25 protein-coding genes and 1 other RNA gene are annotated in these 24,662 nt (G+C 60.1%); 23 read left to right on the plus strand and 3 right to left on the minus strand.

Annotation, left to right across the window (positions count from 1 at the left end):
* Positions 1-132: 132 nt before the first annotated feature.
* Entirely contained in the window at positions 133-2,121 is a 1,989-nt protein-coding gene (gene tkt / locus FIV03_RS10775) for a transketolase (RefSeq protein WP_152509552.1), read from the minus strand.
* Positions 2,122-2,205: 84 nt separating this feature from the next.
* Positions 2,206-2,490 carry a hypothetical protein gene (locus FIV03_RS10780; protein ID WP_077291768.1) on the minus strand — a complete coding sequence of 95 codons (285 nt, stop codon included), beginning with the start codon at positions 2,488-2,490 and terminating at the stop codon, positions 2,206-2,208.
* A gap of 85 nt (positions 2,491-2,575) precedes the next feature.
* On the opposite strand from FIV03_RS10780, the gene FIV03_RS10785 reads away from it, so the two are divergent.
* The 7 genes from FIV03_RS10785 (at position 2,576) to FIV03_RS10815 (ending at position 6,257) form a co-directional block, all read left to right on the plus strand.
* The gene (locus tag FIV03_RS10785; protein WP_023003460.1) at positions 2,576-2,854 is read left to right on the plus strand and encodes a DUF4164 domain-containing protein; all 279 of its coding nucleotides are present in this window, start codon (positions 2,576-2,578) and stop codon (positions 2,852-2,854) included.
* Positions 2,855-2,860: 6 nt separating this feature from the next.
* Positions 2,861-3,241 carry a cell division protein ZapA gene (locus FIV03_RS10790; RefSeq protein WP_023003457.1) on the plus strand — a complete coding sequence of 127 codons (381 nt, stop codon included), beginning with the start codon at positions 2,861-2,863 and terminating at the stop codon, positions 3,239-3,241.
* A 108-nt stretch (positions 3,242-3,349) separates the two neighbouring features.
* A non-coding RNA gene (ssrS, locus tag FIV03_RS10795) (6S RNA) lies at positions 3,350-3,504 on the plus strand.
* 44 nt (positions 3,505-3,548) lie between these two features.
* The gene (locus tag FIV03_RS10800; RefSeq protein WP_152509553.1) at positions 3,549-4,127 is read left to right on the plus strand and encodes a 5-formyltetrahydrofolate cyclo-ligase; all 579 of its coding nucleotides are present in this window, start codon (positions 3,549-3,551) and stop codon (positions 4,125-4,127) included.
* 42 nt (positions 4,128-4,169) lie between these two features.
* Positions 4,170-5,000 carry a TIGR00282 family metallophosphoesterase gene (locus FIV03_RS10805; RefSeq protein ID WP_055661200.1) on the plus strand — a complete coding sequence of 277 codons (831 nt, stop codon included), beginning with the start codon at positions 4,170-4,172 and terminating at the stop codon, positions 4,998-5,000.
* A 99-nt stretch (positions 5,001-5,099) separates the two neighbouring features.
* A complete protein-coding gene (locus tag FIV03_RS10810) occupies positions 5,100-5,846 on the plus strand; it encodes a YebC/PmpR family DNA-binding transcriptional regulator (RefSeq protein WP_023003451.1) in 747 nt (248 codons plus the stop codon).
* Between the two features lie 99 nt (positions 5,847-5,945).
* A complete protein-coding gene (locus tag FIV03_RS10815) occupies positions 5,946-6,257 on the plus strand; it encodes a MazG-like family protein (RefSeq protein WP_023003450.1) in 312 nt (103 codons plus the stop codon).
* 213 nt (positions 6,258-6,470) lie between these two features.
* Here the strand turns inward: FIV03_RS10815 and FIV03_RS10820 are convergent, their stop codons facing one another.
* Positions 6,471-7,232 carry a sulfite exporter TauE/SafE family protein gene (locus FIV03_RS10820; protein WP_152509554.1) on the minus strand — a complete coding sequence of 254 codons (762 nt, stop codon included), beginning with the start codon at positions 7,230-7,232 and terminating at the stop codon, positions 6,471-6,473.
* Between the two features lie 190 nt (positions 7,233-7,422).
* On the opposite strand from FIV03_RS10820, the gene ruvC reads away from it, so the two are divergent.
* The 16 genes from ruvC (at position 7,423) to FIV03_RS10900 (ending at position 24,475) form a co-directional block, all read left to right on the plus strand.
* Positions 7,423-7,938, plus strand: coding sequence for a crossover junction endodeoxyribonuclease RuvC (gene ruvC, locus FIV03_RS10825; protein WP_062487062.1), 516 nt, complete (start codon positions 7,423-7,425; stop codon positions 7,936-7,938).
* Complete coding sequence (ruvA, locus tag FIV03_RS10830) at positions 7,935-8,552, plus strand: Holliday junction branch migration protein RuvA (RefSeq protein ID WP_062487064.1); 618 nt, start codon at positions 7,935-7,937, stop codon at positions 8,550-8,552. Before ruvC ends, ruvA begins: the two co-directional genes overlap by 4 nt.
* Positions 8,549-8,794 (plus strand): hypothetical protein, encoded by a 246-nt coding sequence (locus FIV03_RS10835; protein WP_023003446.1) that lies wholly within the window; start codon positions 8,549-8,551, stop codon positions 8,792-8,794. The genes ruvA and FIV03_RS10835 overlap by 4 nt, the downstream gene beginning before the upstream one ends.
* Entirely contained in the window at positions 8,784-9,824 is a 1,041-nt protein-coding gene (gene ruvB / locus FIV03_RS10840; protein ID WP_023003445.1) for a Holliday junction branch migration DNA helicase RuvB, read from the plus strand. Before FIV03_RS10835 ends, ruvB begins: the two co-directional genes overlap by 11 nt.
* Before the next feature lie 171 nt (positions 9,825-9,995).
* Complete coding sequence (locus FIV03_RS10845) at positions 9,996-12,083, plus strand: methyl-accepting chemotaxis protein (protein ID WP_209009933.1); 2,088 nt, start codon at positions 9,996-9,998, stop codon at positions 12,081-12,083.
* An 84-nt stretch (positions 12,084-12,167) separates the two neighbouring features.
* Positions 12,168-12,635: a tol-pal system-associated acyl-CoA thioesterase gene (ybgC, locus tag FIV03_RS10850; RefSeq protein WP_152509556.1), complete on the plus strand. Its 468-nt coding sequence runs from the start codon at positions 12,168-12,170 to the stop codon at positions 12,633-12,635.
* A 265-nt stretch (positions 12,636-12,900) separates the two neighbouring features.
* On the plus strand, positions 12,901-13,605 hold the full coding sequence (tolQ, locus tag FIV03_RS10855; RefSeq protein ID WP_023003442.1) for a protein TolQ: 705 nt from the start codon (positions 12,901-12,903) through the stop codon (positions 13,603-13,605).
* Between the two features lie 3 nt (positions 13,606-13,608).
* Positions 13,609-14,061: a protein TolR gene (gene tolR / locus FIV03_RS10860; protein WP_023003441.1), complete on the plus strand. Its 453-nt coding sequence runs from the start codon at positions 13,609-13,611 to the stop codon at positions 14,059-14,061.
* A gap of 6 nt (positions 14,062-14,067) precedes the next feature.
* Complete coding sequence (locus tag FIV03_RS10865; RefSeq protein ID WP_152509557.1) at positions 14,068-15,018, plus strand: cell envelope integrity protein TolA; 951 nt, start codon at positions 14,068-14,070, stop codon at positions 15,016-15,018.
* A gap of 45 nt (positions 15,019-15,063) precedes the next feature.
* Complete coding sequence (gene tolB, locus FIV03_RS10870; RefSeq protein ID WP_152509558.1) at positions 15,064-16,413, plus strand: Tol-Pal system beta propeller repeat protein TolB; 1,350 nt, start codon at positions 15,064-15,066, stop codon at positions 16,411-16,413.
* A gap of 151 nt (positions 16,414-16,564) precedes the next feature.
* Complete coding sequence (gene pal / locus FIV03_RS10875; RefSeq protein WP_152509559.1) at positions 16,565-17,050, plus strand: peptidoglycan-associated lipoprotein Pal; 486 nt, start codon at positions 16,565-16,567, stop codon at positions 17,048-17,050.
* Positions 17,051-17,295: 245 nt separating this feature from the next.
* Complete coding sequence (ybgF, locus tag FIV03_RS10880) at positions 17,296-18,243, plus strand: tol-pal system protein YbgF (protein ID WP_031270520.1); 948 nt, start codon at positions 17,296-17,298, stop codon at positions 18,241-18,243.
* An 88-nt stretch (positions 18,244-18,331) separates the two neighbouring features.
* Entirely contained in the window at positions 18,332-19,600 is a 1,269-nt protein-coding gene (tilS, locus tag FIV03_RS10885) for a tRNA lysidine(34) synthetase TilS (RefSeq protein WP_173013821.1), read from the plus strand.
* A gap of 169 nt (positions 19,601-19,769) precedes the next feature.
* On the plus strand, positions 19,770-21,689 hold the full coding sequence (gene ftsH, locus FIV03_RS10890) for an ATP-dependent zinc metalloprotease FtsH (protein WP_023003435.1): 1,920 nt from the start codon (positions 19,770-19,772) through the stop codon (positions 21,687-21,689).
* 186 nt (positions 21,690-21,875) lie between these two features.
* Entirely contained in the window at positions 21,876-23,219 is a 1,344-nt protein-coding gene (glmM, locus tag FIV03_RS10895; protein ID WP_173013822.1) for a phosphoglucosamine mutase, read from the plus strand.
* 434 nt (positions 23,220-23,653) lie between these two features.
* Positions 23,654-24,475: an outer membrane protein gene (locus FIV03_RS10900; protein WP_152509562.1), complete on the plus strand. Its 822-nt coding sequence runs from the start codon at positions 23,654-23,656 to the stop codon at positions 24,473-24,475.
* Positions 24,476-24,662 lie beyond the last annotated feature (187 nt).

Consider the following 24,662-nt stretch of genomic DNA (forward strand, 5'->3'; position numbering starts at 1 on the left):
CAATCTTCGGTGTGCCTCAGAAGGGGCTAAACCGATTTAAAAACCACATAGTGTGGTCACTTGAAAAGCACTTGATGTGCCCGTAGGCCCGGCACCATAGGAGGAAGTCTTGGTGCCGGGAATTGATTTCGGTTAAACGCTGAGCTTTGCCTTGGCGGCTGCAACGACGGCGTCCGCCGTGATGCCGAAATGCTCGTAGAGTTCCTTGTAAGGCGCGCTCGCGCCAAAGCCGGTCATGCCGACAAAGATACCGTCCGCACCAATAAAGCGGTCCCAGCCCATGCGGATGCCGGCTTCAACGGCGATCTTGACCGGGCTGTTGCCGATGACGGCGGCCTTGTAGTCGTCTGACTGTGCTTCGAAGAGCTCGTACGACGGAACGGAGACCACGCGCACGGCGATGCCGGCCGTGCTCAGGTCCTTTTGCGCGTTGACGGCGATTTCGACTTCCGAACCGGTCGCGAAGATGGTCACGGCCGCGTCTTCGTCGCTGTCGATCAGCACATAGGCACCCTTGGCGCAGAGGTTGTTTTCCTCATAGGTCTTGCGCAGCGACGGCAGGTTCTGACGGGTCAGTGCCAGGACCGACGGTCCGTCGCGGTTTTCCAGCGACAGCTGCCAGCACTCGAGCGTCTCGGTGATGTCGGCCGGACGGAAGAAGGTCAGGTTCGGGATCGCGCGCAGGGCGGCGAAATGTTCCACCGGCTGGTGGGTCGGACCGTCTTCGCCGAGACCGATGGAATCATGGGTCATGACGTGAATGACCCGCTGGCCCATGAGGGCTGCGAGACGGATCGACGGACGGCAGTAATCGGAGAAGATCAGGAAGCCGCCGGAGTAGGGGATCAGGCCGCCGTGCAGAGCCATGCCGTTCATGGCTGCCGCCATGCCGTGTTCACGGATGCCGTAGTGGATGTAACGGCCGGAGAAATCGTCCGGGGTTACCGGCGCGGTTTGCGGCGTCTTGGTGTTGTTGGAGCCGGTCAGGTCGGCGGAGCCGCCAATGGTTTCCGGAACAACTTCGTTGATGATGCCCAGAACAGCTTCAGAAGCCTTGCGGGTCGCCATGGTCGGCTGTTCGTCGGCGAGCTTCTTCTTGTAGTCCAGAACGGCCTGGGTGAAGCCGGCCGGCAGGTCGCCACGATTGCGGCGCTCGAATTCGGCGCGGGTCTCGGCGTCAGCTTCGGCAAAGCGCTTCTGCCAGTCCTTGTGAGCCTGTGCGGAGCGAAGGCCGGCAATACGCCAGGCGTCCAGAATGTCGCTCGGAACTTCAAACGGCGCGTGCGGCCAGTTGAGCGCGGCACGGGTGCCGGAAATTTCGTCTGAGCCAAGCGGCGAGCCGTGAACCTTCGCGGTGCCAGCCTTGTTCGGTGCACCGAAGCCGATGGTGGTCTTGGCGGCGATCAGGGTCGGGCGGTCGCTGGCCTGTGCCTGGCGGATCGCTGCGGAAATGGCGACCGGATCGTGGCCGTCGACGCTGAGCGTGTTCCAGCCGGAGGCGGCAAAACGAGCCTGCTGGTCGGTTGAATCGGTGATTTCGACCTTGCCGTCGATGGAGATGCCGTTGTCGTCCCAGATGACGATCAGCTTGTTGAGCTTCAGGTGACCTGCCAGCGACAGGGCTTCCTGGCTGATGCCTTCCATGAGGCAGCCGTCACCGGCCAGCACATAGGTGTAGTGATCGACAAGATCCTCGCCGAAGCGGGTGGACTGCAGGCGCTCGGCGATGGCCATGCCGACCGCGTTGCCGAGACCCTGGCCGAGCGGGCCTGTGGTGGTCTCGATACCGGCGCCGTGGCCGTATTCCGGGTGACCGGCAGTGCGTGCGCCGAGCTGACGGAAATTCTTGATCTCGTCGAGGGAGAAGTCTTCATAGCCCAGCAGATACAGCAGGCTGTAAAGCAGCATCGAGCCGTGACCGGCGGACAGAACGAAGCGGTCGCGGTCGGCCCAGTTCGGGGATGTCGGATCGAATTTCAGGAATTCGGTAAAAAGAACTGTCGCGATATCCGCAGCGCCCATGGGCAGGCCGGGGTGACCGGAATTAGCCTTTTCCACGGCATCGATGGCAAGAAAGCGGATCGCATTTGCCATGCGCTGGTGTTTATCAAGATCGGTCATCGTGGTCCCGTTGCTTGCTTTGGAGCCCCCCTTGGCCGAAGCAGAGAGCCCGGCAAGGTTGTTTTGAGGTGCGTTGCTCAAGAATTAACATTCGTCAATCTCGAACAGGCGCCAGACAAATATCAGGAACGGCACCCGAGTCAATAAAGCTGGTTTGGGTCTTTTGAGGGCATTGCCGGGGAAGAATTTTTTCTTCCACGCGTTATAGAGTTGAGGATTCTGCCAATGGTGGCATTGACTGAGAGAAGTTGCGGTGCCTAAGCTCGACGCTCTAACAAAGATTTGCTTTTTCGCCGTGAAACGTGCTTTGCCGCGCATTCTCTGAAATGCCCGTAATTTGAGCAGCAACTCCAGGGTCGAAAGCGCCAAATCTCCAGTCTGACCTAGGAAGGAATGGGCGGACCGCCGCAGAAGAACGATTGGGACGACGTAATTAATGGCGGATGTCGACTGCATGGAAAAGACCAGCCTGGCCGATGCGGTAAAGCGGCTGGACAAAGCCGTCGGCAATCTCGAAGCGGCTGTCCAGCGCCGTCTTGATGCAGACAGGTCGCTCAATGCCCTGCAGGACGACCTGCAGCGGCTCGGCGAAGACCGTTCCCAACTGGCAGCCTCACTCGATGAAAGCGAAGCACGGGCTTCCCGGCTGGAAGAGGCCAACCGGGATGTCTCCCGGCGGCTCGTCTCGGCAATGGAAACCATCCGCAGCGTGCTAGACGCGCACGGAGGCTAGGCGCATATGGCTCAGATCACGGTTACCATCAACGGCAAGTCCTTCCGCATGGCCTGCGATGACGGCGAGGAAGAGCGCTTGATGGGCCTTGCTGCCCGTTTCGATGGCTGGATCAACGACTTGCGAGGCGCCTTCGGCGAAATCGGCGACCAGCGCCTGACGGTAATGGCGGGCATCATGGCGGCCGACCAGCTTTCGGAACTGGAGCGCAAGGTCGCCCGGCTTGAAGAACAGCTGGCCGATGCCAAGAAGCAGCAGGTGGCTGCGCTCGACAACATGAGCCAGAACGAGGAAGAGCTGTCGCGTGCCGTCAATACTGCCGCGGCTCGGATCGAAAGCCTTGCGGACGGCCTTTCCAAGAGCTTGCGGGCCCAGGACAACGCCTGAGGCGACTGCCGATCCGGCCAGACGGCCACGGAGAGTGCCCGCAACTTCGTTTGTGATGAAATCCATGCCGCACTGGTAATTGCCGTCGCACCGGATTATATGCGGTACTTGCGGCTGCCCGATACGTCAGGAACATTATCCCCGGGGCCTTACGCATTCCCTTGGGAGCTGTCCCTGCGCTGGGCCGTGGTCCGTTGCATACGGCGCCCACCTACATTGTAGGTTTCCCGGGATTGCAAATCCAACGGTCGGGCGGCTGCGCGTTTCTTCTTCAGGACGCGGGCCGATCCATTCTATTCGAGGCCCCATGACCGACCTTTCCTCCATTGCTGCCGAAAAAGACAGTCTTCGCAAGCAGGTGCTTGCCCGCCGCAAGGCAATGCCGGAGGTGGAGCGGATCGAGCACAGCCTGATGCTCAGCGATCACGCCGAAGATCTGCCGCTGCCGGCAGGAGCAGTTGTTGCAGGGTTCTGGCCGATCCGGGACGAAATCGACCCGCGCCCGCTGATGGACCGCCTGCGCCAGCTTGGGCACCCCCTGTGCCTGCCCGTGATGACCGGCCCGAGCCTCATCTTTCGCCGCCTGGAGCGGGATACGGAACTGGTTTCCGCCGGTTTCGGCACCTCCGAGCCCGGCCCCTCCGCCGAGGAAGTGCGCCCATCCGTACTTCTGATGCCGCTTGCCGGCTTTGACGGCAAAGGCACGCGCATCGGTTACGGCAAGGCTTTTTACGACATTACAATTGCGCAGCTGCAACACTCCGGCCCCCTTTTGTGCATCGGGCTTGCCTTTTCCGTGCAGGAGGTTGACCGCGTCCCCGCGGAAGCGCATGACAAGCCGTTGAATGGGATTCTGACCGAGCAGGGGTACCGGGCGTTCGGCTGACGGCGAAAGTGATCGCCGAAGCAGGCCGCCCAGTGAGGATATATGCGTATTCTGTTTCTGGGCGATCTTGTCGGCCGCGTGGGCCGTACCGCCGTCATTGAGCAATTGCCGGAGCTGGTGGAAAGCAACCAGCTCGATTTCGTGATCGTCAACGGTGAGAACGCTGCGTCCGGATTCGGCATTACCGAGACGATCCTGCAGGACGTTCTGGATGCGGGTGCCGACGTCGTGACCACCGGCAACCACGTCTGGGACCAGCGTGACACCCTGGTCTATATCGAGCGACAGGACAGGTTGCTTCGCCCGGTCAACTATCCCTCCGGAACGCCGGGGCGCGGCGCCCACCTCTTCACGGCCAGAAACGGCGCAAGGGTGATGGTGGCCAATGTGATGGGCCGCGTTTACATGGATGCGCTCGACGATCCCTTTGCCGCCATCGACAACGTCATCAACGGGTGTCCGCTTGGCGATGTGGCCGATGCCATCATCGTCGACATGCATGCGGAAGCCACCAGCGAGAAACAGGCCATGGGCCACTTCCTGGATGGCCGGGTCAGTCTCGTTGTCGGAACGCACACCCATGTGCCGACGGCCGATCACCAGATCCTGGAAAACGGCACGGCCTACATGTCCGACGCGGGCATGTGCGGTGCTTATGACAGCGTGTTGGGCATGGACAAGGAAGAGCCGGTCAACCGGTTCCAGCGCAAGATACCAAGCTCCCGGTTCACACCGGCTACAGGCGATCCGACCATCTGCGGTGTCGCCATCGAGACGGACGATCGGACCGGGCTTGCCGAGCGGGTTGCGCCGCTTCGCATAGGTGGCCGGCTGGAGCCTGTGATCCCGTCCTTCTGGCCGAACGGGGCCTGACCACGGCCGAGAATTTCTCTGCGCTGGATTTTCCGGGTCAACTTGCCTATAAGCGGCGCAGTTTTCACTGACATCACCTGTAAAGAACCGAGAAGAGCCATGGCAGGCCATTCAAAATTCAAGAACATCATGCACCGCAAGGGACGCCAGGACGCGGCCCGCTCCAAGATGTTCTCCAAGCTGTCCAAGGAAATTACCGTCGCCGCGAAGATGGGCGACCCGGATCCGGACGCGAACCCGCGCCTGCGCCTTGCCGTCCAGAACGCCAAGGCCCAGTCCATGCCGAAGGAAAACATCCAGCGGGCGATCAACAAGTCCCAGTCCGGCGATGACGACAACTACGAGGAAGTCCGTTACGAAGGCTACGGCCCGGCAGGTGTTGCCGTGGTCGTCGAAGCCCTGACCGACAACCGCAACCGGTCCGCCTCCAACATCCGCTCCTATTTCACCAAATGCGGTGGGTCGCTGGGGGAAACGGGCTCGGTCTCCTTCATGTTCGACCGTGTTGGCGAAATTATCTACAAGCCGGAAGCCGGTGAAGCCGATGCGGTTCTGGAAGCTGCGATCGAAGCCGGCGCGGAAGACGTTCAGTCCGACGAGAGCGGTCACACGATCTACACCGCCTTTGAAGATCTGAACGATGTCTCTGCCGCTCTGGAACAGGCACTGGGCGAAGCGGATTCGACCAAGATCATCTGGAAGCCGCAGAACCTGACGCCGGTCAATGCGGACAAGGCCCAGACTATGATGAAACTCATCGACATGCTGGAAGACGACGACGACGTCCAGAACGTCTACTCCAACTTCGACGTCGACGAAGAAACCATGGCCTCTCTGGCTTCCTGAGTAACACAGGATATGGATCTGAAAACCCCGGCCCTGCCGGGGTTTTTGTTTTGGCGTTCCTGAGGCTCGCGCCTTCCTTGAACCAAGGAGACCGATCGCATGTTCAATATCTTCGACCTGACGCAGAAAGACCCGAAAACCTTGCAGGAGCGTGCGCTGAAGCTGGCGGAGGAAGCCGGAGAGCTGGCGCAGGCCGTTCTTTCGGCAACGAAGGCGCCGGGCAGCGAATACAAGAACCAGACGCTGGCAGATGTCCGTGAAGAAGCCGCCGATGCTGCGATCGTGGCGATGAGCGTTCTGGCGCAGGCTTCTTCAAGCAGGGAAGAGTTCGAGGCGGAACTCACGCGGCTGATGGCGGAAAAATGTGCCAAATGGCAGGAGAAGCTGCAGGAAAAGCCTTTGGCCGAATAGGGTTTGCACCGCGTTTTTGGGACGGTTTTTGCCAAGTTGATCGGATGGCCCTAGCCACACTCAACCTCATCCTGAGGAAGCGCAAAGCGCTGTCTCGAAGGATGGGCTACATACTCCGGAACAAGAGGCCCATCCTTCGAGACGCCGCTTTGCGCTTCCTCAGGATGAGGGTGTCTGGGTGTTCCTCCACACTAACATAACGCCAAGAACCGCCTACCGGAAAAGCGGATCCAGCAGGGGCATGCTGGAGAGGGCGGCGAGGGCGATCAGGCCATAGGCGAGCTTGCGATAGAGTTTCGGGTCGGCGTGCTTGAAGCCGTTGGAGCCGAGATAGATCGCAAGGGCATAGACGGGGATCGCCATGATCAGGAGGTGGAACACTTCCAGCGTGAAGAAGCCGTTGAAGATATAGGCAACGAAGGTTCCGATACTCGCGAGCGCGAAGAACACGATCAGGTTGGCACGGACGATTGCCGGTTCCTTGGCGCTGGAGAGCCAGAAGGCAACCACTGGCGGGCCGGAGATCTGCGAGATGCCGCCGAGGATGCCCGCAACTGCGCCAACTCCAAGCGACACCGGCCTGGAGGGTTTGCGTTCATAGCGCCAGCCGGACACCAGCAGCAGTAGCAGTCCGGTCACGATTGCAAAGATCGTCCAGCGTAGAACCAGCACGTCCGCGTTGGCCAGAAGCCAGGCGCCGACGTGAACAAAGACCACGGCACCAACGACCGCGGGAAGCACTGTCGACCAGTTGCACAGCCTGAGCGCCCTGACCACCAAAGGCAGTGCGACAATGCCGTCGATGAACAGAAAGGTGGCAGCCGCGGTTGACGGCAGCATGACGCTGGCGGCCACCGGCATGAAGATCATTCCCGCACCGAACCCTGCAAACCCGCGCACGCAACCGGCCACAAACAGGACCACGGCGAGGAACACCAGAAGGCCGGGCGGAAAGGAGCTGAAGATGTCGGCCATGGGAACTCGCGGAGCGGACGGGATCAACAAGGGATTGGCCCGGCAGATGGCGAGCCTTGGCGGGGGAGGTGGCCTGCCGGTAGGGGCAAGGCCGGATTAAACACGTTGTGAGGTGTTTTTGACAGGCTTTCCGGTGGTAAGCCGCGCTTTGGCTGGCGTCAACGGGGAAGTTTTGTTACCGATTTGTTCCATGATACACGCGATTCGTTTGCTGGGCATCGACCCGGGGCTGCGGCGTACCGGCTGGGGCATGATCGAGGCGACGGGAAATCGCCTGTCCTTCATCGCTTCCGGTACGGTAACCTCCGACAACAAGAAGAGCCTGGCCGAGCGCCTGGTGCAGCTGCATGACGGCCTCAGCGAAGTCGTGCGCCAGCATGAACCGTCCGAAGCCGCGGTTGAACATACGTTCGTCAACAAGGATGCGGGAGCTACTCTGAAGCTCGGGCAGGCACGCGGGATCGCTCTGCTGGTGCCATCGCTCGCCGGACTTCCGGTTGCCGAATATGCGCCGAACCTCGTCAAGAAGACGGTGGTCGGGACCGGTCATGCGGAAAAGGAACAGATCCGGGCCATGGTCAAGGTTCTGATGCCGCGGGCCACTTTCAATTCGGACGATGCCGCCGATGCACTGGCAATTGCCATTTGCCATGCGCAGCACCGGTCCAACAGTACAGCGCGGCTTGCCGCCATGGGGGCAATATGATCGGCAAGCTGAAAGGCACCATCGACAGCTATGGCGAGGATCACGTGATCCTGGATGTGCACGGGGTGGGCTATCAGGTCCATTGTCCCTCGCGCATTCTGCAGGGTCTGCCGCGCGCAGGTGAAGCGGCTGTCCTTTTCATAGAGACAATCGTCCGTGAGGACATGATCCGGCTCTATGGCTTCGGGGTAGAGGCGGAGCGCGAATGGTTCCGTATCCTGATGACCGTGCAGGGTGTCGGCGCCAAGGTGGCGCTGGGCATTCTGGGGATCTTGAAGGCAAGTGAAGTCGCCAACGCGATTGCTCTTGGCGACAAGGCAACGATTTCGCGGGCGCCTGGTGTCGGCAAGCGTGTTGCCGAGCGCATCATTGCCGAACTCAAGGACAAGGCACCGGGACTTGCCACAGTGGACCAGGGCACGATAGCGGTTTCCCAGAACGTTGCCGACAACGTGGCTGCCCGGCCGGTGGCCGAGGCGGTTTCGGCGCTCACCAATCTGGGGTATGCACAGGCGCAGGCGAGTGGCGCCGTCGCAAAGGCCTTGCAGTCAGTCGGTGAGGACGCGACCACGGAAACGCTGATCCGCCTTGGCTTGAAGGAATTGGCCGGATGATCGCCGTTACCTATGGCATCATTGCCGTCGTGTTCGTGGTTCTGGGGATCGGCGGTATCATGTACCTCGATCACCGCTTCAGTGCCTCGGTGGGGGATCGTCCGTTTACCGTCAACGGACGCCGTGTGGAGTCGGACGACCCGTTTGTCCTGCGCCAGTTCAAGAAATTCTATGCACTCCGGGTGGCCTATTCCCTGGCTCTTCTGGTGTTGCTGTTTGTGGTCGTAAGCCATGTCGGATGACACTCGCATCGTGACGCCGGAAATCCGGGGGGACGAGATCGATTCAACCATGCGCCCCCAGGTGCTGGATGATTTTGTCGGTCAGGCCCAGGCGCGCGCCAATCTGAAGGTCTTTATCGGTGCGGCGAAGGCGCGGGGTGAGGCGCTGGATCATGTCCTGTTCGTCGGGCCTCCCGGTCTCGGCAAGACGACGCTGGCGCAGATCATGGCACGCGAACTGGGGGTCAATTTCCGGGCGACCTCCGGTCCTGTCATTGCCAAGGCGGGCGACCTTGCGGCCCTTCTGACCAACCTGGAAGAGCGCGACGTCCTCTTCATCGACGAGATCCACCGGCTCAATCCGGCAGTCGAGGAAGTGCTTTATCCGGCGATGGAAGACTTCCAGCTCGACCTGATCATCGGTGAAGGACCGGCTGCGCGTTCAGTCAAGATCGACCTGGCGAAGTTCACGCTCGTTGCAGCGACGACGCGGCTGGGCCTCTTGACCACTCCGCTGCGCGATCGCTTCGGCATTCCGGTCAGGCTGCAGTTCTATACGGTTCCGGAGCTGGAGCACATCGTCAAGCGTGGCGCCGCCATTCTCGGCATCGGCATGGTTGAAGACGGTGCCCGCGAGATTGCCAAACGCTCCCGTGGAACACCGCGTATCGCCGGGCGACTGCTGCGGCGGGTAAGGGATTTTGCCATTGTCGCCGGCGTCGAGCGGGTCGACAGGGAACTCGCCGACAGGGCGCTTCTGCAGCTGGAGGTCGATGGTGCCGGGCTCGACAGTCTAGACCGTCGCTACCTGAGCCAGATCGCGGTGAATTTCGGTGGTGGGCCTGTCGGGATCGAGACCATTGCGGCAGCACTTTCCGAGCCTCGTGATGCGATCGAGGAGATCGTCGAACCCTACCTCATCCAGAACGGATTTCTGCAGCGGACGCCAAGGGGACGTATCCTGACGCCGATGGCGTTCGAACACCTGGGTCTCGCGGCCCCATCCAGACCGGATGCTCCGCAAATGGGACTGTTTACCGATCCCGAATAGTTTACGTAGTATTTATAAGACAAGGTCTTGTCGGTTACATCCAGCTCTGCATAGCGATTAAGCATTTATTCGCGAATCCTGACGTATCGTCGCGTTAACTATGCGGGGGAAACCATGCGGAAGCGCCTTTCATCTAAACTGGCTTTAATGTTTTTAGCCGGCGCACTCACTATGTGCGTGGCAATTGTCACGGTCACGTCGACCATTTCGCGGGATGTTGCAAACGGTCAGGCAGATGCCGGCCTGCAAAGTGCTACCAAGGCGAAACAGAAGGTTATTGAACTCTCCCTTGGGCAGGTGAAGGACAGCGCTGCGTTCTTCTCCACGCTGGAAGGCGCCAAGGACAGCCTGATGAAGACCATGGTCGGGTGGAAGAACCTGAAAGATGGGCAGAAAAACGTCGAGGAGAGCCAGAAGGAGAGCCCGAAGAAGCTTCTCCGCAGGATCTTCATCACCGACAATCCGCACCCTGAAGGTGAGCGGCACCTCCTGGTGGAGCCGGAAGAGTCCAACTACTACGTCAACAACCACAAGGTCGTTCATCCGATCTACCAGGAACTTGTTGATCAAGGCCTGTTTTCCGATGCCGCGCTGGCCAATCCGGACGGGTTCATCACCTATTCCTATCGCAAGGGACCGGAATTCGCTTTCCACCTGGAGGATGCCGAAATCCAGGGGCATCCGGTGCAGATCGCCATGGGCAAGCTGTTCGAGGCCTCGAAAAACGAGACGCTGGCTGCCGGGCAGATCTATTCCTCGGGCTTTGTGACCACCGAAGACGGTACCGTCTCGGAAGTTCTCGCGGTGCCGGTGTTCTATCTGGACCGGTTCTTCGGCGCGATTGCGTTCACGACCAACATGGAGCATCTGGCCGGATTGCTGAACGAGAAGACCGGCCTCGGCGACAGCGAGCGCATCTTCCTTGCCGATTCCGATGGCAAGCTGGTTCAGCTCGACGACATGGGCCGCGCAAGCGCCGTCCACATGATCTCCGATATCAAGGTCAACGACCGGCTGATCCGCCTGGAAGACGGTGACTACCGCTTCGCGGAAGCAAGCAACACGTTTGTCGGTTCGCCCTTCGGTGTTGTCGATGCCGTCAAGCAGACGGAACTGTCGGCTGCCGCCGATCGCATCACCTATGGTGCGATCATTTCCGGTTTCCTCTGTCTGGTTCCGATCGTCGGCCTGATCTGGTGGGTAACCCGGCGCATGTTCGCTCCCATGGAACGCCTTGCCGTCGCGGCGCGCAAGATCGCCGACGGCGACCTGGAAGTGGGTGTCGAAGCAACCGAACGCCAGGACGAGATCGGCCGCATGGCGCGCTGTATCGAAGTGTTCAAGGACAGTTCGATCGAACGCGAGCGTCTGGCATCCGAGCGCAAGGTTGGCCACATCGCCCGCGAGCAACGTGAAAAGACCATCGATGCGCTGATCGCCGCATTCCGCGCCGAGTCGCAAGCGGTTCTGGAACTGGTGGAAACCAATATTGCCCGTGTGGAAGAAGTCTCTTCCGCCCTCAGTCACCGGTCCACTGCCGCGTCAGACCAGGGGCAGACCGCGGTGTCGACTTCGGAAAACGCTTCCTCCAACGTTCAGGCGGTTGCCTCCGCCACCGAGGAACTCAACGCGTCGATTTCGGAGATTTCCCGACAGGTCGAAACCACGGCAAGCATCGTGGCCCAGACCACCACCGCCGCGCAGAGCTCCAATTCCAAGATCTCCGGCCTTGCGGAAGCGGCCAACAAGATCGGCGATGTCGTGTCGCTGATTTCAGAGATCGCCGAACAGACCAACCTGCTGGCGCTGAATGCGACGATCGAAGCCGCACGTGCAGGCGATGCCGGCAAGGGCTTTGCGGTCGTTGCCTCCGAGGTCAAGTCGCTCGCCGGCCAGACCGCCAAGGCAACGGAAGAAATCTCCGCGCAGATCGCGGCAATCCAGGCCTCCACCACCGAAGCGGTGGAAGAGATTGCCCGGGTGTCGGAATCAGTCGAGGAGGTCAACTCCTACACCACCACGATTTCGGACGCCGTGCAGCAGCAGGGCGCTGCCACCGGTGAGATTTCCAGAAACGTTGCAGAAGCCGCGGAAGGTACCCGCAGCGTTGCAGAGACAGTGGCATCGCTGAACGAAGGCGTTGCCGAAAACTCGGAAGCGGTTGGCGACATGCTGAACGCGACCATCGAGATGAAACAGCAGGCGGAACAGCTTCGTGCGTCCGTCGAGAAATTCCTCTCCGAGGTTGCCGCTGCATAAGATCCGGCCTACGTAAGGGTCAGGCACGAGCCTCCCGGTCGGTCGACCGGGAGGCTTTTTCATTCAGCTTTCGAGGAACAAAGCGTGTCGGACTGGCCGGATCTCGCCGGCCGCCTGGAAGATGGCGGTCATGTGCTTCCTGTTCGCGTCTACTACGAGGACACGGATTTCACGGGTATCGTCTATCACGGTGCCTATGTGCGCTTCTTCGAGCGCGCCAGGTCGGATTTCCTTCGTCTTATCGGCATTCACCATCGTGAGATGGCCGAAGGTACCCACGGTGCTTCACTGGCCTTTGCGGTCAAGACAATGACGCTGGACTTCCAGAAACCGGCCAGGATTGACGATGTGCTGGAAGTTCATACCAGCCTTGCGGAGTACAAAGGCGCCCGAATCCGGCTCGATCAGCTGATTTACCGCGGTGAAGAGCTGCTGATTTCGGCTGCCGTCACCGTTGCGATCATCACCTCGCAGGGACGTCCGACCCGACTGCCGCAGATCCTTTCGGAAAAACTCGTGCAGCATGCACCTGGAGAAAACACCGACGGTTGAAGGGCTTGGCTCTGAAAGAGCAGGCAAGCTGCTTGGCGGCGGTAAAATACTTTCAAAACCCATTACTGCGTTAATCTTGCAGTAACCTTAATTGATTCCTTTAGAGAGGGACTTTCTTTGATTGGAAAAGTCCCAGTTTTGACAAAATCAAACGTCAGAGAGGCGGCAGGTTACAAGAGCCGGCCGGCTGATTCCGGTTCCTCGCTGTCGTTTTCGAAACCTTGAATGCAAAACAGCGTCAGACGGCCAAGGGGTCATTGAATTTATGGAAACACTTGTCCAATCGACATTGGCGCCAGAGAGCGGCATTTCGTTTTTTGCGCTGTTCTGGCAGGCGCATATCGTCGTCAAGGTCGTAATGCTCGGCCTTCTGGGCGCTTCGGTGTGGTGCTGGGCGATCATCGTCGACAAGATCATGCTGGTCGGCCGGACACGGCGCCAGATGAGCCGGTTCGAAACGGTGTTCTGGTCCGGTCAGTCTCTCGAAGAACTCTATAATACGCTTCACAATCGTGTGAACCATTCCATGGCGGCACTGTTCGTCGCAGCCATGCGCGAATGGAAGCGCAGCCACGAGGGTGCGCGGCCTGCCATCGGCAGCCTGCAGCAGCGTATCGACAGGGTGATGGATGTCACCATCCAGCGCGAAGCCGAGCGGCTTGAAAGCCGGTTGCTGATCCTGGCAACCGTTGGCTCTGCGGCACCGTTCATCGGTCTGTTCGGAACGGTCTGGGGCATCATGACAGCGTTCCAGGCCATCGCTGCATCGGAAAGCACCAACCTTGCCGTCGTGGCGCCCGGTATTGCCGAAGCTCTGTTTGCGACCGCACTTGGTCTTTTGGCCGCCATTCCGGCAGTTATCGCCTACAACAAGTTCTCGGCCGACGTCGGCAAGGCGGTTTCACGCATGGAAGGCTTTGCGGACGAGTTCTCCGCCATCCTGTCCCGTCAGATCGACGAGAGGGGCTGATCCATGGCCATGCAGGTCGGTTCAGGTCAGGCAGGAAGCGGACGGCGCGGGCGGCGCAGGCGTCGCCACGCACCCATGAGCGAAATCAACGTCACGCCGATGGTCGACGTGATGCTGGTGCTCCTGATCATCTTCATGGTGGCGGCTCCGCTCTTGACGGTCGGTGTGCCGATCGATCTGCCGGAGACCAGCGCCAAGGCCCTGGAAGGCGATACCGAGCCGATAACCATCTCGGTGAACGCGGCTGGTGAAATCTTCATCCAGGACACCCCGATCACGATCGAGGAGATCGTGCCAAAGCTCGAAGCCATTGCCGCCAATGGTTACGAGGAACGTATCTACGTGCGCGGCGATCAGGATGCCGACTACGGCACCATGATGAAGCTGATGGGCCGCATCAGCGCGGCCGGGTTTAAACGCCTCGGTCTTGTCACTCTGGAAGAACGGGACTCGTAACGCGTCATGCGCGCAGGTCTCATCGCGTCTCTGGCCGGTCACTCGGCTTTCCTGCTCTGGGGCTTGATCGCCTTTCCGGACGCTGAGAGCTTTGCGGTTCCTCAGGTGGATTCTCTGCCTGTCGAACTGGTGCCCATCGAGGAGATCACCAGGCTTCGGGTCGGCGAAAAGACCGCCGAAATCCGGGATGTCGCGGCGGTAAACCCAAGCGAAACCCCGGCCGAAGAACCTCCGAAACCGGCCGACAAGCCGGGCGAAAGCAAGGTTGAGCAGCCGACGCAGCCGACACCTTCGCCGTCTCCGACGCCTCCTCCGGCTCCGGAGCCAACGCCCGTTGCGGATCCGGAGCCAGCTCCGGCGCCTGCGCCCGAACCGGCGCCGGTGGCCGAACCTGCGCCTGCACCGGATCCTGCCCCCGCGCCGGAACCTGTGCCGCAGCAGGAGGCAGCGCCTGCACCCCAGCCGATCGTGACCAAGGTTTCGCCGCGCTCCAAGCCGACGCCGCCGAGGAATGCGCCCGAGCCGCCGAAGGATAATTTCGACAGCACCGATATCGCTGCGCTCCTGAACAAGGTCGAACCGGCCAAACAGACCGGCGAAACCAGCCAGAACCCGGCCTCTCTCGGTTCCCGGCGCGGAGAGCAGAACGTGCGTATGAGCCAGTCCGAGCTGGATGCGCTGCGCGGAATGGTGGCGCAATGCTGGAACCCGCCGGTGGGTGCCGTCGGTGCGGAAGACCTGAAGGTTCGTGTCCGTTTCAACCTGTCCCAGGACGGTCAGGTCTCGGGCCAGCCGGAAGTCATGAATTCCAGCGGCAATCCGGCGTTCGGAGCAGCCTCGAGCAGTGCCGTGCGCGCGATCATGCGCTGCCAGCCATACAATCTGCCAATTTCCAAGTATGAAGCTTGGCAGGAAGTCATCATCAATTTCGACCCCAGAGAGATGCTCGGGGGATAGACTGGCCCGGCCAGTCCAAACGTCCATAAGGGAGCTGATGTGCTCATGCGCGGAATACTGAAGAAACTTTCTGTTTTCACAAACCGGAAAGCCAGAGGGCTCGCATTTGTTCTCGCTTCTTTTGTGGTGATTGCTCCGCTGCCGGCGGCAGCGCTTGTCGAAATCGATATTACCCAGGGCAACATCGAGCCCTTGCCGATCGCACTGCCGTCGTTTTCCGCCGAAGGCGGAGACGGCAAGCTGGCCGCGGACATGACCAACGTCATTGCCGCCGACCTGAAACGATCCGGCCTGTTCCGGCCGCTTGATCCGGCCAGCTTCATTCAGAAGAACATGAGCGTGAATTCCACGCCGCGTTTCGGCGACTGGCGCCAGATCAGTGCCCAGGCGCTTGTCACCGGTACGGTGATCAAGCAGCCGGACGGGCGCCTGCGGGCGGAATTTCGTCTGTGGGACGTTTTCGCGGCAGAGCAGATGCTGGGCCAGCAATTCTACACGACACCCGAAAACTGGCGGCGTCTGGCGCATATCATCGCTGATGCGATCTATGAGCGGCTGACCGGTGAAAAGGGCTACTTCGACACCCGCATCGTCTATGTCGACGAAACCGGCCCGAAGGACAAGCGCGTCAAGCGCCTGGCGATCATGGACCAGGACGGCGCAAACGTGCGTTACCTGACGCGCGGCGACGATCTGGTGCTGACACCGCGGTTCTCGCCGACGAGCCAGGAAGTCACCTACATGTCCTACGGCGGCACCGATCCGAGTGTCTATCTGCTGAATATTGAAACGGGTCAGCGCGAAATCGTCGGCAACTTCCCGGGCATGACCTTTGCCCCGCGGTTCTCGCCCGATGGGCAGAGCGTGGTGATGAGCCTGCAGCAGGGTGGCAATGCCAACATCTTCAAGATGGACCTGCGCTCTCGCCAGACGACGCGTCTGACGAACGACGCGGCCATCGACACGAGCCCGTCGTTCTCACCGGACGGACGCCAGATCGTGTTCGAATCCGACCGCGGCGGCACACAACAACTTTATGTGATGAGCGCAGGCGGCGGCGGTGCGCAGCGTATTTCCTTCGGGCCTGGCCGGTATTCCACGCCGGTATGGTCGCCGCGTGGAGACCTGATCGCCTTCACCAAGCAGCACCAGGGCCGCTTCATGATCGGCGTCATGCGGCCGGACGGAAAGGGCGAGCGTATCCTGACCGAAGGCTATCATAACGAAGGTCCGGCCTGGTCGCCGAACGGCCGTGTGCTGGTGTTTTTCCGGGATACGCCGGGTGCCAATGGCGGGCCGCAGGTCTGGACCGTGGACCTGACGGGATACAACGAACAGCGGGTGGAGACCCCGGCCTTCGCGTCGGATCCCTCCTGGTCGCCGCTGATCGACTGATGGAGACATGCGGCCTGTGAAGGCAGGCCGTGTTAAGCTTTCGCTAACCATGTTTGAAAAGGCGTTTTTTACCGGTTTTGGCTAGAAAGCGTTTACCAAGAACCGGACGGATGAAATGTCAGGTTGGCGGGCTGGGGTGTAGGAGACAGGAATGTTCAAGAGTTTAAACGCCGGACGGGGCGCGCGCTGGATTGCAGTCTGCTTCGTGGTTCTGTTCGCAGCAGCATGTGCCCAGAACAAACCGGACGGGCTGTCGAGCAATGTGAAGCCGGGCACGGGCCAGGACTTCGTCGTGAACGTGGGTGACCGCGTGTTCTTCGAAGAAGACCAGTCGGTGCTGACATCGCAGGGTCAGGCAACCCTTGCCAATCAGGCCAAGTGGCTGAATCGCTATCCCCAGTACACGATCACGATCGAGGGGCATGCGGATGAACGCGGCACGCGTCAGTACAACATCGCGCTGGGAGCACGCCGTGCCCAGTCCGCACGTGACTATCTGGTGGCGCAGGGCGTGAACGCCTCGCGTGTCCGGACGATTTCCTACGGCAAGGAACGGCCTGTGGCTGTCTGTAACGACAACAGCTGCTGGTCACAGAACCGCCGCGCGGTGACGGTCCTGAACAACGCGACCAACTGATCCGGCAAATGCCGAACAAAAAGGCCGGGCAGCTTGCCCGGCCTTTTTTGTTGGGCCGGCCGGAAATGACGAAATCACTTCAATGTCAGCCGGTAACGTCAAAATTTGGCCGAAGTCGAAGCGCTCTGTGCACTTGAGTAAGAAGCCGGGCATGGTAAGACATCATGCGCGTGGATCTGCTTGAGTATTGGCGTTTGTCGGACCACGGCCAGACACTGGTACAGCAAATCCAACCGGAGGAGCGAATGCTGAAACTAAAGGGACTGGCAGGTCTCATCATGGCGTTGGTCATCACCTTCGCCACTGCCACACCGTCGCAAGCCCAGCTGTTCGGACGCAAGAATGACGATTCCAGCGTAAGGATCGGTCAGCTTGAGGAACGGATCCGGGTTTTGACCGGCCAGATCGAACAGTTGTCCTATCAGATGCGGGAATTGCAGGATCAGATGCGCCGCATGCAGGAAGACAATGAATACCGCTTCCAGCAGCTGGAAGGCGGCACCCCGGGCAAACGCTCGGATGTCGCTCCAGGATCGACCGCTCCGGGCCTAGGCCCGGACGGTACTCCGCAGTCGGGCAACCTTATCGCGCCGGGTGGAGGCTTTGCGACCCTTCCCACGGACGGATCTGGAGACGGCAACTGGGATCAGTCCGGCGGCTATGAAAGCGGTTTGCCGAGCGACGGTCCGATCGACCTTTCGCGGCTGGCCAACGGGCTTGAAAACCTGCCTGGCACCGGTCAGGAAATCGCGCCCGATCCCGGTCTTGCCACCGACGATGACCAGATTGCCAGCGTCATCGGCAGCGGCGACCCGAGCTCTGACTACAATCAGGCCTATTCCCTGGCAGTCAATGGCGACTACGCGGGTGCCGAGCGCGGATTCCGGAATTTTCTGGAAACCTATCCCGACGATGCACAGGCTGCGAACGCTCAATACTGGCTGGGCGAAAGCCTGCTGGCACAGCAGAACTACCGCGAGGCAGCCGATGCCTTCCTGAAGACCTACACGGACCATCCCGGCAACGCCAAGAGCCCCGACAGCCTGCTCAAGCTGGGCGTCTCGCTGCGTGGACTCGGTGAAGCGGATGCGGCCTGCGCAACGTTTTCCGAACTGCTGAACAAATATCCGAATGCCGCTCCAGCCGTTTTGTCCCAGGCGCGGGATGAACGCCGTCGTGCCCAGTGCTCCTGACGGGCCGGTTGAGCCCGAGAGGCTCCCGGCCGATCGCGTCGATGCTCTTTTTTCAAAGCTAAGCTCTTTTTCCAATCTGGCGCTGGCGGTGTCCGGCGGCTCGGATTCCCTTTGTCTTCTTGTCCTTTTCGATGAATGGCGCAAACGCACCGGCTGGCAGGGTGCCGCCGAAGTGCTGTGTGTGGATCATCAACTCCGGCCTGAAAGCGGTCAGGAGGCGGAATTCGTTGCAACGAATGCGCGCGCATGCGGCCTTGCCTGCACGGTGTTGCACTGGACCGGCACCAAACCGGCTGCAAACCTCCAGGAAGCGGCACGTGTTGCCCGTTACCGGTTGATGGCAGCGCGTATGCGGGACATCGGTGCGGAGGCGCTTGTTCTTGGTCATCACCTTGACGATCAGGCGGAAACATTTCTGGACCGTCTGACCCGGGGGAGCGGCGTTACCGGCCTCAGCGGGATGGCGGCTGACGAAGGTGGCGGGCCGGAAGGTCTGCGCCTGCTGCGCCCGCTCCTGAGTGTTTCGAAATCCGACCTCGAGGCGACGCTTGAAGAGCGCGGCCGTTCCTGGTGCACGGATCCCTCCAACCGGAACCCGAAATACAAGCGCAGCCGGCTCCGCGCCATCTTGTCGCTGTTGGCCGAGGAGGGATTGAGCGCAGAGCGCCTTGCGCAGACCGCCGCCAATATCCGCCGGGCGCGGGAAGCGCTGGAGCGGACTGCCGACGACCTGGTCGCTCGGCTGATCACCGAACACCCGGCGGGTCCGGCTCGCATGGAGCGTGAAGCCTACCGCAACCAGCCGGAAGAACTCCGTCTCCGGCTGCTCGTCTATCTGATGGCGCGTGTCTCGGGCAAGAATTCCCGACCAAGACTTGCCAGGCTTCAGGCTCTGGACGGGGTGCTGATGTCCGATGAGACGAACCGTCAGACCTTTCAAGGATCGGTTTTCGACGCAGATGCAAGCGTCATCAAAGTGTGGAAAGAGCCGGGGCGCGAGCCGCCGGGCATTCTCACGGGTCTTGCTGGAACCGGCACATGGGATGGCCGCTACCTTTACCGGGCCCCCACACGTTCTGTTGGCGAAAGTGATGCGCCCTTGTGCCTGGGGCCGCTGATGAAAGCGCCTGTAGCGTCCCGGGAAATCGACTGGCCGGCGGGCTGGCCCAGGGCCGCATTTGACTGCGCGCCGGTCCTGTGGCGGGCAGGGGAGATCCTGATCCCGGCTTCCGCAACGGCGGTTTTGACTATTGGCAATTCCTGCAGGAGCGCAGATTTGAATTTGGAGCGAATGCCGATCCAAGGTAAATTGCCGGATAACTTTATGGACAATGAGGACGCAGACGAGGAAATCTGAGGTTTTCCCCATCTGGAACATCTGTTAGAGGTCCGTGCTTAAGAAAATAGTCAGCGCATCTGCGCAACTATGGCGCACCGCCTTGGCAGCGGGCTTTGGGCGACCTATCTTCGCTCTAAAGAAACGTAACCGCGTGCAGTTAGTCGCGTTGGGCGGTTAAGGAAACGAAATGAACGCACATTTTCGCAACTTCGCTCTCTGGGTGATCATCGCCCTGCTATTGATCGCATTGTTCCAGCTTTTTCAAAGTCCCGCGCAGCATGGCGCAACGAATGACATTGCTTATTCGGACTTCATGAAGCAGGTCGACAACGGCGAGATCCGATCGGTCATCATTCAGGAACAGAAGATCACCGGTACCTACAGCAGTGGCAGTGCCTTCCAGACCTACGCTCCTGACGGCGCGCAATATGTCGATGAGCTGCGCAGCAAGGGCGTATTGATCAACGCTCGCCCGCCGGCGGAAAGCTCTCCGTTGCTTGGTGCGCTGTTCTCCTGGCTGCCGATGCTGATCATCCTGGGTATCTGGATTTTCGTCATGCGCCAGATGCAGGGTTCCGGCGGCAAGGCCATGGGCTTCGGCAAGTCCAAGGCGAAGCTGCTGACCGAGGCACACGGCCGGGTAACCTTCGAGGACGTAGCCGGTATCGACGAAGCCAAGGAAGACCTTCAGGAAATCGTCGAGTTTCTGCGCGACCCGCAGAAGTTCCAGCGTCTTGGTGGCCGGATCCCGCGCGGTGTTCTGCTTGTTGGCCCTCCGGGTACCGGTAAAACGCTTACCGCGCGTGCGGTTGCCGGTGAAGCCAACGTACCGTTCTTCACCATTTCCGGTTCCGACTTCGTGGAAATGTTCGTCGGTGTGGGTGCGTCCCGCGTCCGCGACATGTTCGAACAGGCCAAGAAGAATGCTCCGTGCATCATCTTCATCGACGAAATCGACGCGGTCGGCCGTCATCGTGGCGCCGGTCTCGGCGGCGGTAACGACGAGCGCGAACAGACACTCAACCAGCTGCTGGTCGAGATGGACGGTTTCGAGCCGAACGAAGGCATCATCATCATCGCCGCGACCAACCGGCCGGACGTTCTGGACCCGGCGCTGCTGCGCCCGGGCCGTTTCGACCGCCAGATCGTGGTGCCGAACCCGGATATCACCGGCCGCGAAAAGATCCTGAAAGTGCACATGCGGAAAGTTCCGCTGGCACCGGATGTCGATGTCAAGACGCTGGCACGCGGTACCCCGGGCTTCTCCGGTGCGGACCTGATGAACCTCGTCAACGAAGCCGCGCTTCTGGCTGCCCGCCGCTCCAAGCGCCTGGTGACCATGGCAGAGTTCGAAGACGCCAAGGACAAGGTCATGATGGGTGCGGAACGCCGTACGCTGGTGATGACCGAGGAAGAAAAGAAGCTGACCGCCTACCACGAAGCCGGTCACGCGCTGGTGGCTCTGCACCAGGAAGCTTCCGATCCGATCCACAAGGCGACCATCATTCCGCGTGGACGTGCGCTTGGCATGGTCATGCGCCTGCCGGAGAAGGATCAGGTGTCGCTTACCCGCGCCAAGTGCAAGGCCGACCTTGCCGTTGCCATGGGTGGCCGCGTCGCCGAAGAAATGATCTTCGGCTACGAGAAAGTGACTTCGGGCGCGTCCGGCGACATCCAGATGGCCACCAAGCTGGCCCGCGCGATGGCGACCCAGTTCGGCATGTCCGACAAGCTCGGTCCGCTGCTTTACGGGGAAAACCAGGAAGAAGTGTTCCTGGGGCATTCCGTGGCAAAGAACCAGCATGTTTCCGACGAAACCCAGAAGATCGTCGATGCGGAAATCAAGTCCTTCGTCAATCAGGGGTATGAAACCGCCAAGAAGATCCTGGGCGACCACGAAGACCAGTTGCACACGATCGCCAAGGGTCTCCTGGAGTACGAAACCCTGTCGGGTGACGAGATCAAGGGTCTGCTCGATGGCAAGCCGCCAGTGCGCGACACGGACGACGACCAGCCGGTCGGCCGGTCGTCCGCGGTACCGACCGCCGGTGCCAAGCGTGGTGGCGACGAGGCCAGCGGTGGCATGGAGCCGCAGCCGCAGTCCTGATCGGTTCCGATATTCTGAACAACCCAGATGCCCGGCCTGCGCCGGGCATCTTCGTTTGCGGTGAAAGAACAGGGTTGCCAGCCATCAGGGAATGGTAACAATTGCTCACATATTTTGAATCGTGACTTCGGCTGATTGCGTTACAAAGAGCGCAACCAAGACAGATAGATCAGCAAGGCATATTTGATGCGCAAGTTTTTCGGCACCGACGGCATCCGCGGTCAGGCGAACAGCTATCCCATGACCGCCGAGATGGCGCTGAAGGTTGGCATGGCCGCCGGGTTGGCTTTCAAGAACGGCGGGCACCGCCACCGGGTGGTTATCGGCAAGGACACCCGCCTTTCCGGCTACATGCTGGAAAACGCCCTCGTGGCGGGCTTCACTTCGGTCGGCATGGATGTGTTCCTGCTGGGCCCGCTGCCGACGCCCGCGGTCGCGATGCTGACACGCTCGCTCAGAACCGATCTCGGAGTGATGATCTCTGCCTCGCACAATCCGTTCCAGGACAACGGCATCAAGTTCTTCGGACCGGATGGCTTCAAGCTCAGCGACCAGATCGAAAAGACGATCGAAGAGCTGATGGAAAGCGATCTGACATCCCGCCTGCCGAGCGCCAGCGAGCTTGGCCGCGCAAAGCGGATTGACGGTGCGCAGCAGCGCTATATCGAATTTGCCAAACGGACACTGCCACGCGAAATGAGCCTGGAAGGTCTGCGCGTCGTCATCGATTGCGCCAACGGGGCTGCCTACAAGGTCGCGCCCGAGGCGTTGTGGGAGCTGGGTGCGGAAGTGATCACCATGGGTGTCACGCCGGATGGCTTCAACATCAACAAGGAATGCGGCTCGACGTCGACTGATGCCTTGTCCCGCAAGGTGCATGAAGTACGCGCCGACATCGGCATCGCGCTCGATGGGGATGCGGACCGGGTTATCATCGTCGATGAAAACGGCTCAGTGGTGGATGGCGACCAGCTGATGGCCGTGGTGGCGCAGTCCTGGCAGCAAAGCAACCGCCTGTCCGCGCCCGGGATCGTGGCGACGGTCATGTCCAATCTCGGGCTGGAGCGATACCTTCAGAGCCTCGGGCTGGGCCTTGCCCGGACCAAGGTCGGTGACCGCTATGTGGTCGAGCATATGCGTGCCAACGGCTACAATGTCGGCGGCGAGCAGTCCGGCCATATCGTCCTGTCCGACTTTGCCACGACCGGCGACGGCCTGATTGCGGGTCTGCAGGTTCTTGCGTGCGTCAAGGATCAGGACAAGCCCGTGTCGGAAGTCTGCCGCCGGTTCGAACCCGTACCGCAGATCCTCAAGAACGTGCGCTACAAGGGTGGCAAGCCGCTTGAGCAGGACCTGGTCAAATCCGCGATCGAGGATGGCGAAGCCCGCCTTGGCAATTCCGGCCGCCTCGTGATTCGAGCTTCCGGCACCGAACCGTTGATCCGCGTGATGGCGGAAGGCGACGATGCGGAGCTGGTCAAGCAGGTGGTCAATGATATCGCCGGCGTGGTGGCAACAACTGCAGCCTGATCGGCGAGACAGCAAGTGATAAGAAAAGCCGCCCATGTGAGGCGGCTTTTTTGTTGCCTCTTATCTGCGGACAGCCCCGGATGACACCTGGAATGCAGGCTTGGGACAGGGCGACTGGATGCCACTTTCTCGAGAAGTCCTAACAAGTTTCAGAAAACGTGGCGATAGATGGGCCTTCGGATCTGCCTTCTGCTTCATTCGGCCTGGATGACAACAAGCGACTTTGGCAGCTATGTCCCCGGCCTGCCTGATAATTTTGCAAGCCTGTTTTTGATCTATCGATGTTTCTTCGGCTGTTAAGGTTTCCTTAAGGTAAAAAAACGCGGTTAAAGAACAGAGTTAAGTCACAATTAATGAATTCCCGTCAGTATGCTTTCAAGTTTGATGTGTCCGGCATTGGTTAACGCGGACGCTCACTGGAAAAGGACGAGGACATGGACAATTTCTTTAAGCGTTTGTCTTTGACCGGCTTTGCTGTTGCGCTTTCCACTGCTGCATATGCCGCGGATTTGCCAACCCCGGTCATCGAGCACATCCCGCAAGTCCCGGCTGCTGGCGGTTGGTACCTGCGTGGCGATATTGGCTACAAATTATACAGTGACCCGGACGGTAGCTTTAACGATCCTGCTATTGGGGATCTGCGATATGAACGAACCAGTATGGACAACGCCTGGATGTTTGGTGTTGGTGTTGGTTACCAGTTTAACGACTACTTTCGAACAGACTTGACGCTGGATTATGAGACACGGGCAACTGCGACGGGGTACGCAGAGTGCGTTGGTTGTGCCACTTCCGGCCAGTATTCAAAAGAGCAAGCAGACATCGACGTCTGGACAGTAATGCTCAATGCTTACGTTGACGTTGGTACCTGGAACAGGATTACGCCTTACGTGGGTGCTGGTATCGGTGCAGCATATGTTAATACCAGCAACAAGAAGTCGTATAATCCTGACGGTTCAAACCCGACTTATGACGGTGACAACGGCCAGTGGAATTTTGCTTGGGCTTTGATGGCCGGTGCTGAGTACGCTTTCACTCCTAATTGGAGCCTGGATGCGGGGTACCGGTATAAGAACCTCGGGGAAGCAAAGAGTGTTAGGCTTGAGGATGCTGGCACCGGCGGAACGAGAGAAAAATGGGAGGATCTCACTGCTCACGAGTTCCGCCTCGGTGCGCGCTACACCTTCAACACGTTCGCAGCCCCGGCCGGCCCGGTCTACTACGAGCCGCAGGGGCCGATCACCAGCAACTTCTGATCTTTCGATCATCGAATTTGAAAGGCCGGTCAATCGACCGGCCTTTTCCTGTTTGTGCACACACTTTCCCTTGAGTTCTCTTTTGCCAGGCGACGCCAATCCTGATTTCAGGTGCGGGTGGCTTGTCTCAGAGAACGCTTCCGGAAGGCGAGAGGCGTGACCGAATTTATCCGATCACCCGTGATTT

It is taken from the genome of Labrenzia sp. THAF187b (assembly GCF_009363375.1).
In the GTDB taxonomy this organism is placed as follows: domain Bacteria; phylum Pseudomonadota; class Alphaproteobacteria; order Rhizobiales; family Stappiaceae; genus Roseibium; species Roseibium algicola.

Coding starts and splice junctions, on each gene's coding strand:
- FIV03_RS10785 (WP_023003460.1), top strand. CDS start 2,576: ATGGAAAAGACCAGCCTGGCCGATGCGGTAAAGCGGCTGGACAAAGCC.
- FIV03_RS10845 (WP_209009933.1), top strand. CDS start 9,996: ATGTGCGTGGCAATTGTCACGGTCACGTCGACCATTTCGCGGGATGTT.
- FIV03_RS10800 (WP_152509553.1), top strand. CDS start 3,549: ATGACCGACCTTTCCTCCATTGCTGCCGAAAAAGACAGTCTTCGCAAG.
- FIV03_RS10810 (WP_023003451.1), top strand. CDS start 5,100: ATGGCAGGCCATTCAAAATTCAAGAACATCATGCACCGCAAGGGACGC.
- glmM (WP_173013822.1), top strand. CDS start 21,876: ATGCGCAAGTTTTTCGGCACCGACGGCATCCGCGGTCAGGCGAACAGC.
- FIV03_RS10820 (WP_152509554.1), bottom strand. CDS start 7,232: ATGGCCGACATCTTCAGCTCCTTTCCGCCCGGCCTTCTGGTGTTCCTC.
- pal (WP_152509559.1), top strand. CDS start 16,565: ATGTTCAAGAGTTTAAACGCCGGACGGGGCGCGCGCTGGATTGCAGTC.
- FIV03_RS10805 (WP_055661200.1), top strand. CDS start 4,170: ATGCGTATTCTGTTTCTGGGCGATCTTGTCGGCCGCGTGGGCCGTACC.
- tkt (WP_152509552.1), bottom strand. CDS start 2,121: ATGACCGATCTTGATAAACACCAGCGCATGGCAAATGCGATCCGCTTT.
- FIV03_RS10835 (WP_023003446.1), top strand. CDS start 8,549: ATGATCGCCGTTACCTATGGCATCATTGCCGTCGTGTTCGTGGTTCTG.
- ruvC (WP_062487062.1), top strand. CDS start 7,423: ATGATACACGCGATTCGTTTGCTGGGCATCGACCCGGGGCTGCGGCGT.
- ftsH (WP_023003435.1), top strand. CDS start 19,770: ATGAACGCACATTTTCGCAACTTCGCTCTCTGGGTGATCATCGCCCTG.
- FIV03_RS10900 (WP_152509562.1), top strand. CDS start 23,654: ATGGACAATTTCTTTAAGCGTTTGTCTTTGACCGGCTTTGCTGTTGCG.
- tolR (WP_023003441.1), top strand. CDS start 13,609: ATGGCCATGCAGGTCGGTTCAGGTCAGGCAGGAAGCGGACGGCGCGGG.
- FIV03_RS10790 (WP_023003457.1), top strand. CDS start 2,861: ATGGCTCAGATCACGGTTACCATCAACGGCAAGTCCTTCCGCATGGCC.
- ybgF (WP_031270520.1), top strand. CDS start 17,296: ATGCTGAAACTAAAGGGACTGGCAGGTCTCATCATGGCGTTGGTCATC.
- ruvB (WP_023003445.1), top strand. CDS start 8,784: ATGTCGGATGACACTCGCATCGTGACGCCGGAAATCCGGGGGGACGAG.
- FIV03_RS10815 (WP_023003450.1), top strand. CDS start 5,946: ATGTTCAATATCTTCGACCTGACGCAGAAAGACCCGAAAACCTTGCAG.
- FIV03_RS10865 (WP_152509557.1), top strand. CDS start 14,068: ATGCGCGCAGGTCTCATCGCGTCTCTGGCCGGTCACTCGGCTTTCCTG.
- ruvA (WP_062487064.1), top strand. CDS start 7,935: ATGATCGGCAAGCTGAAAGGCACCATCGACAGCTATGGCGAGGATCAC.
- tolQ (WP_023003442.1), top strand. CDS start 12,901: ATGGAAACACTTGTCCAATCGACATTGGCGCCAGAGAGCGGCATTTCG.
- tolB (WP_152509558.1), top strand. CDS start 15,064: ATGCGCGGAATACTGAAGAAACTTTCTGTTTTCACAAACCGGAAAGCC.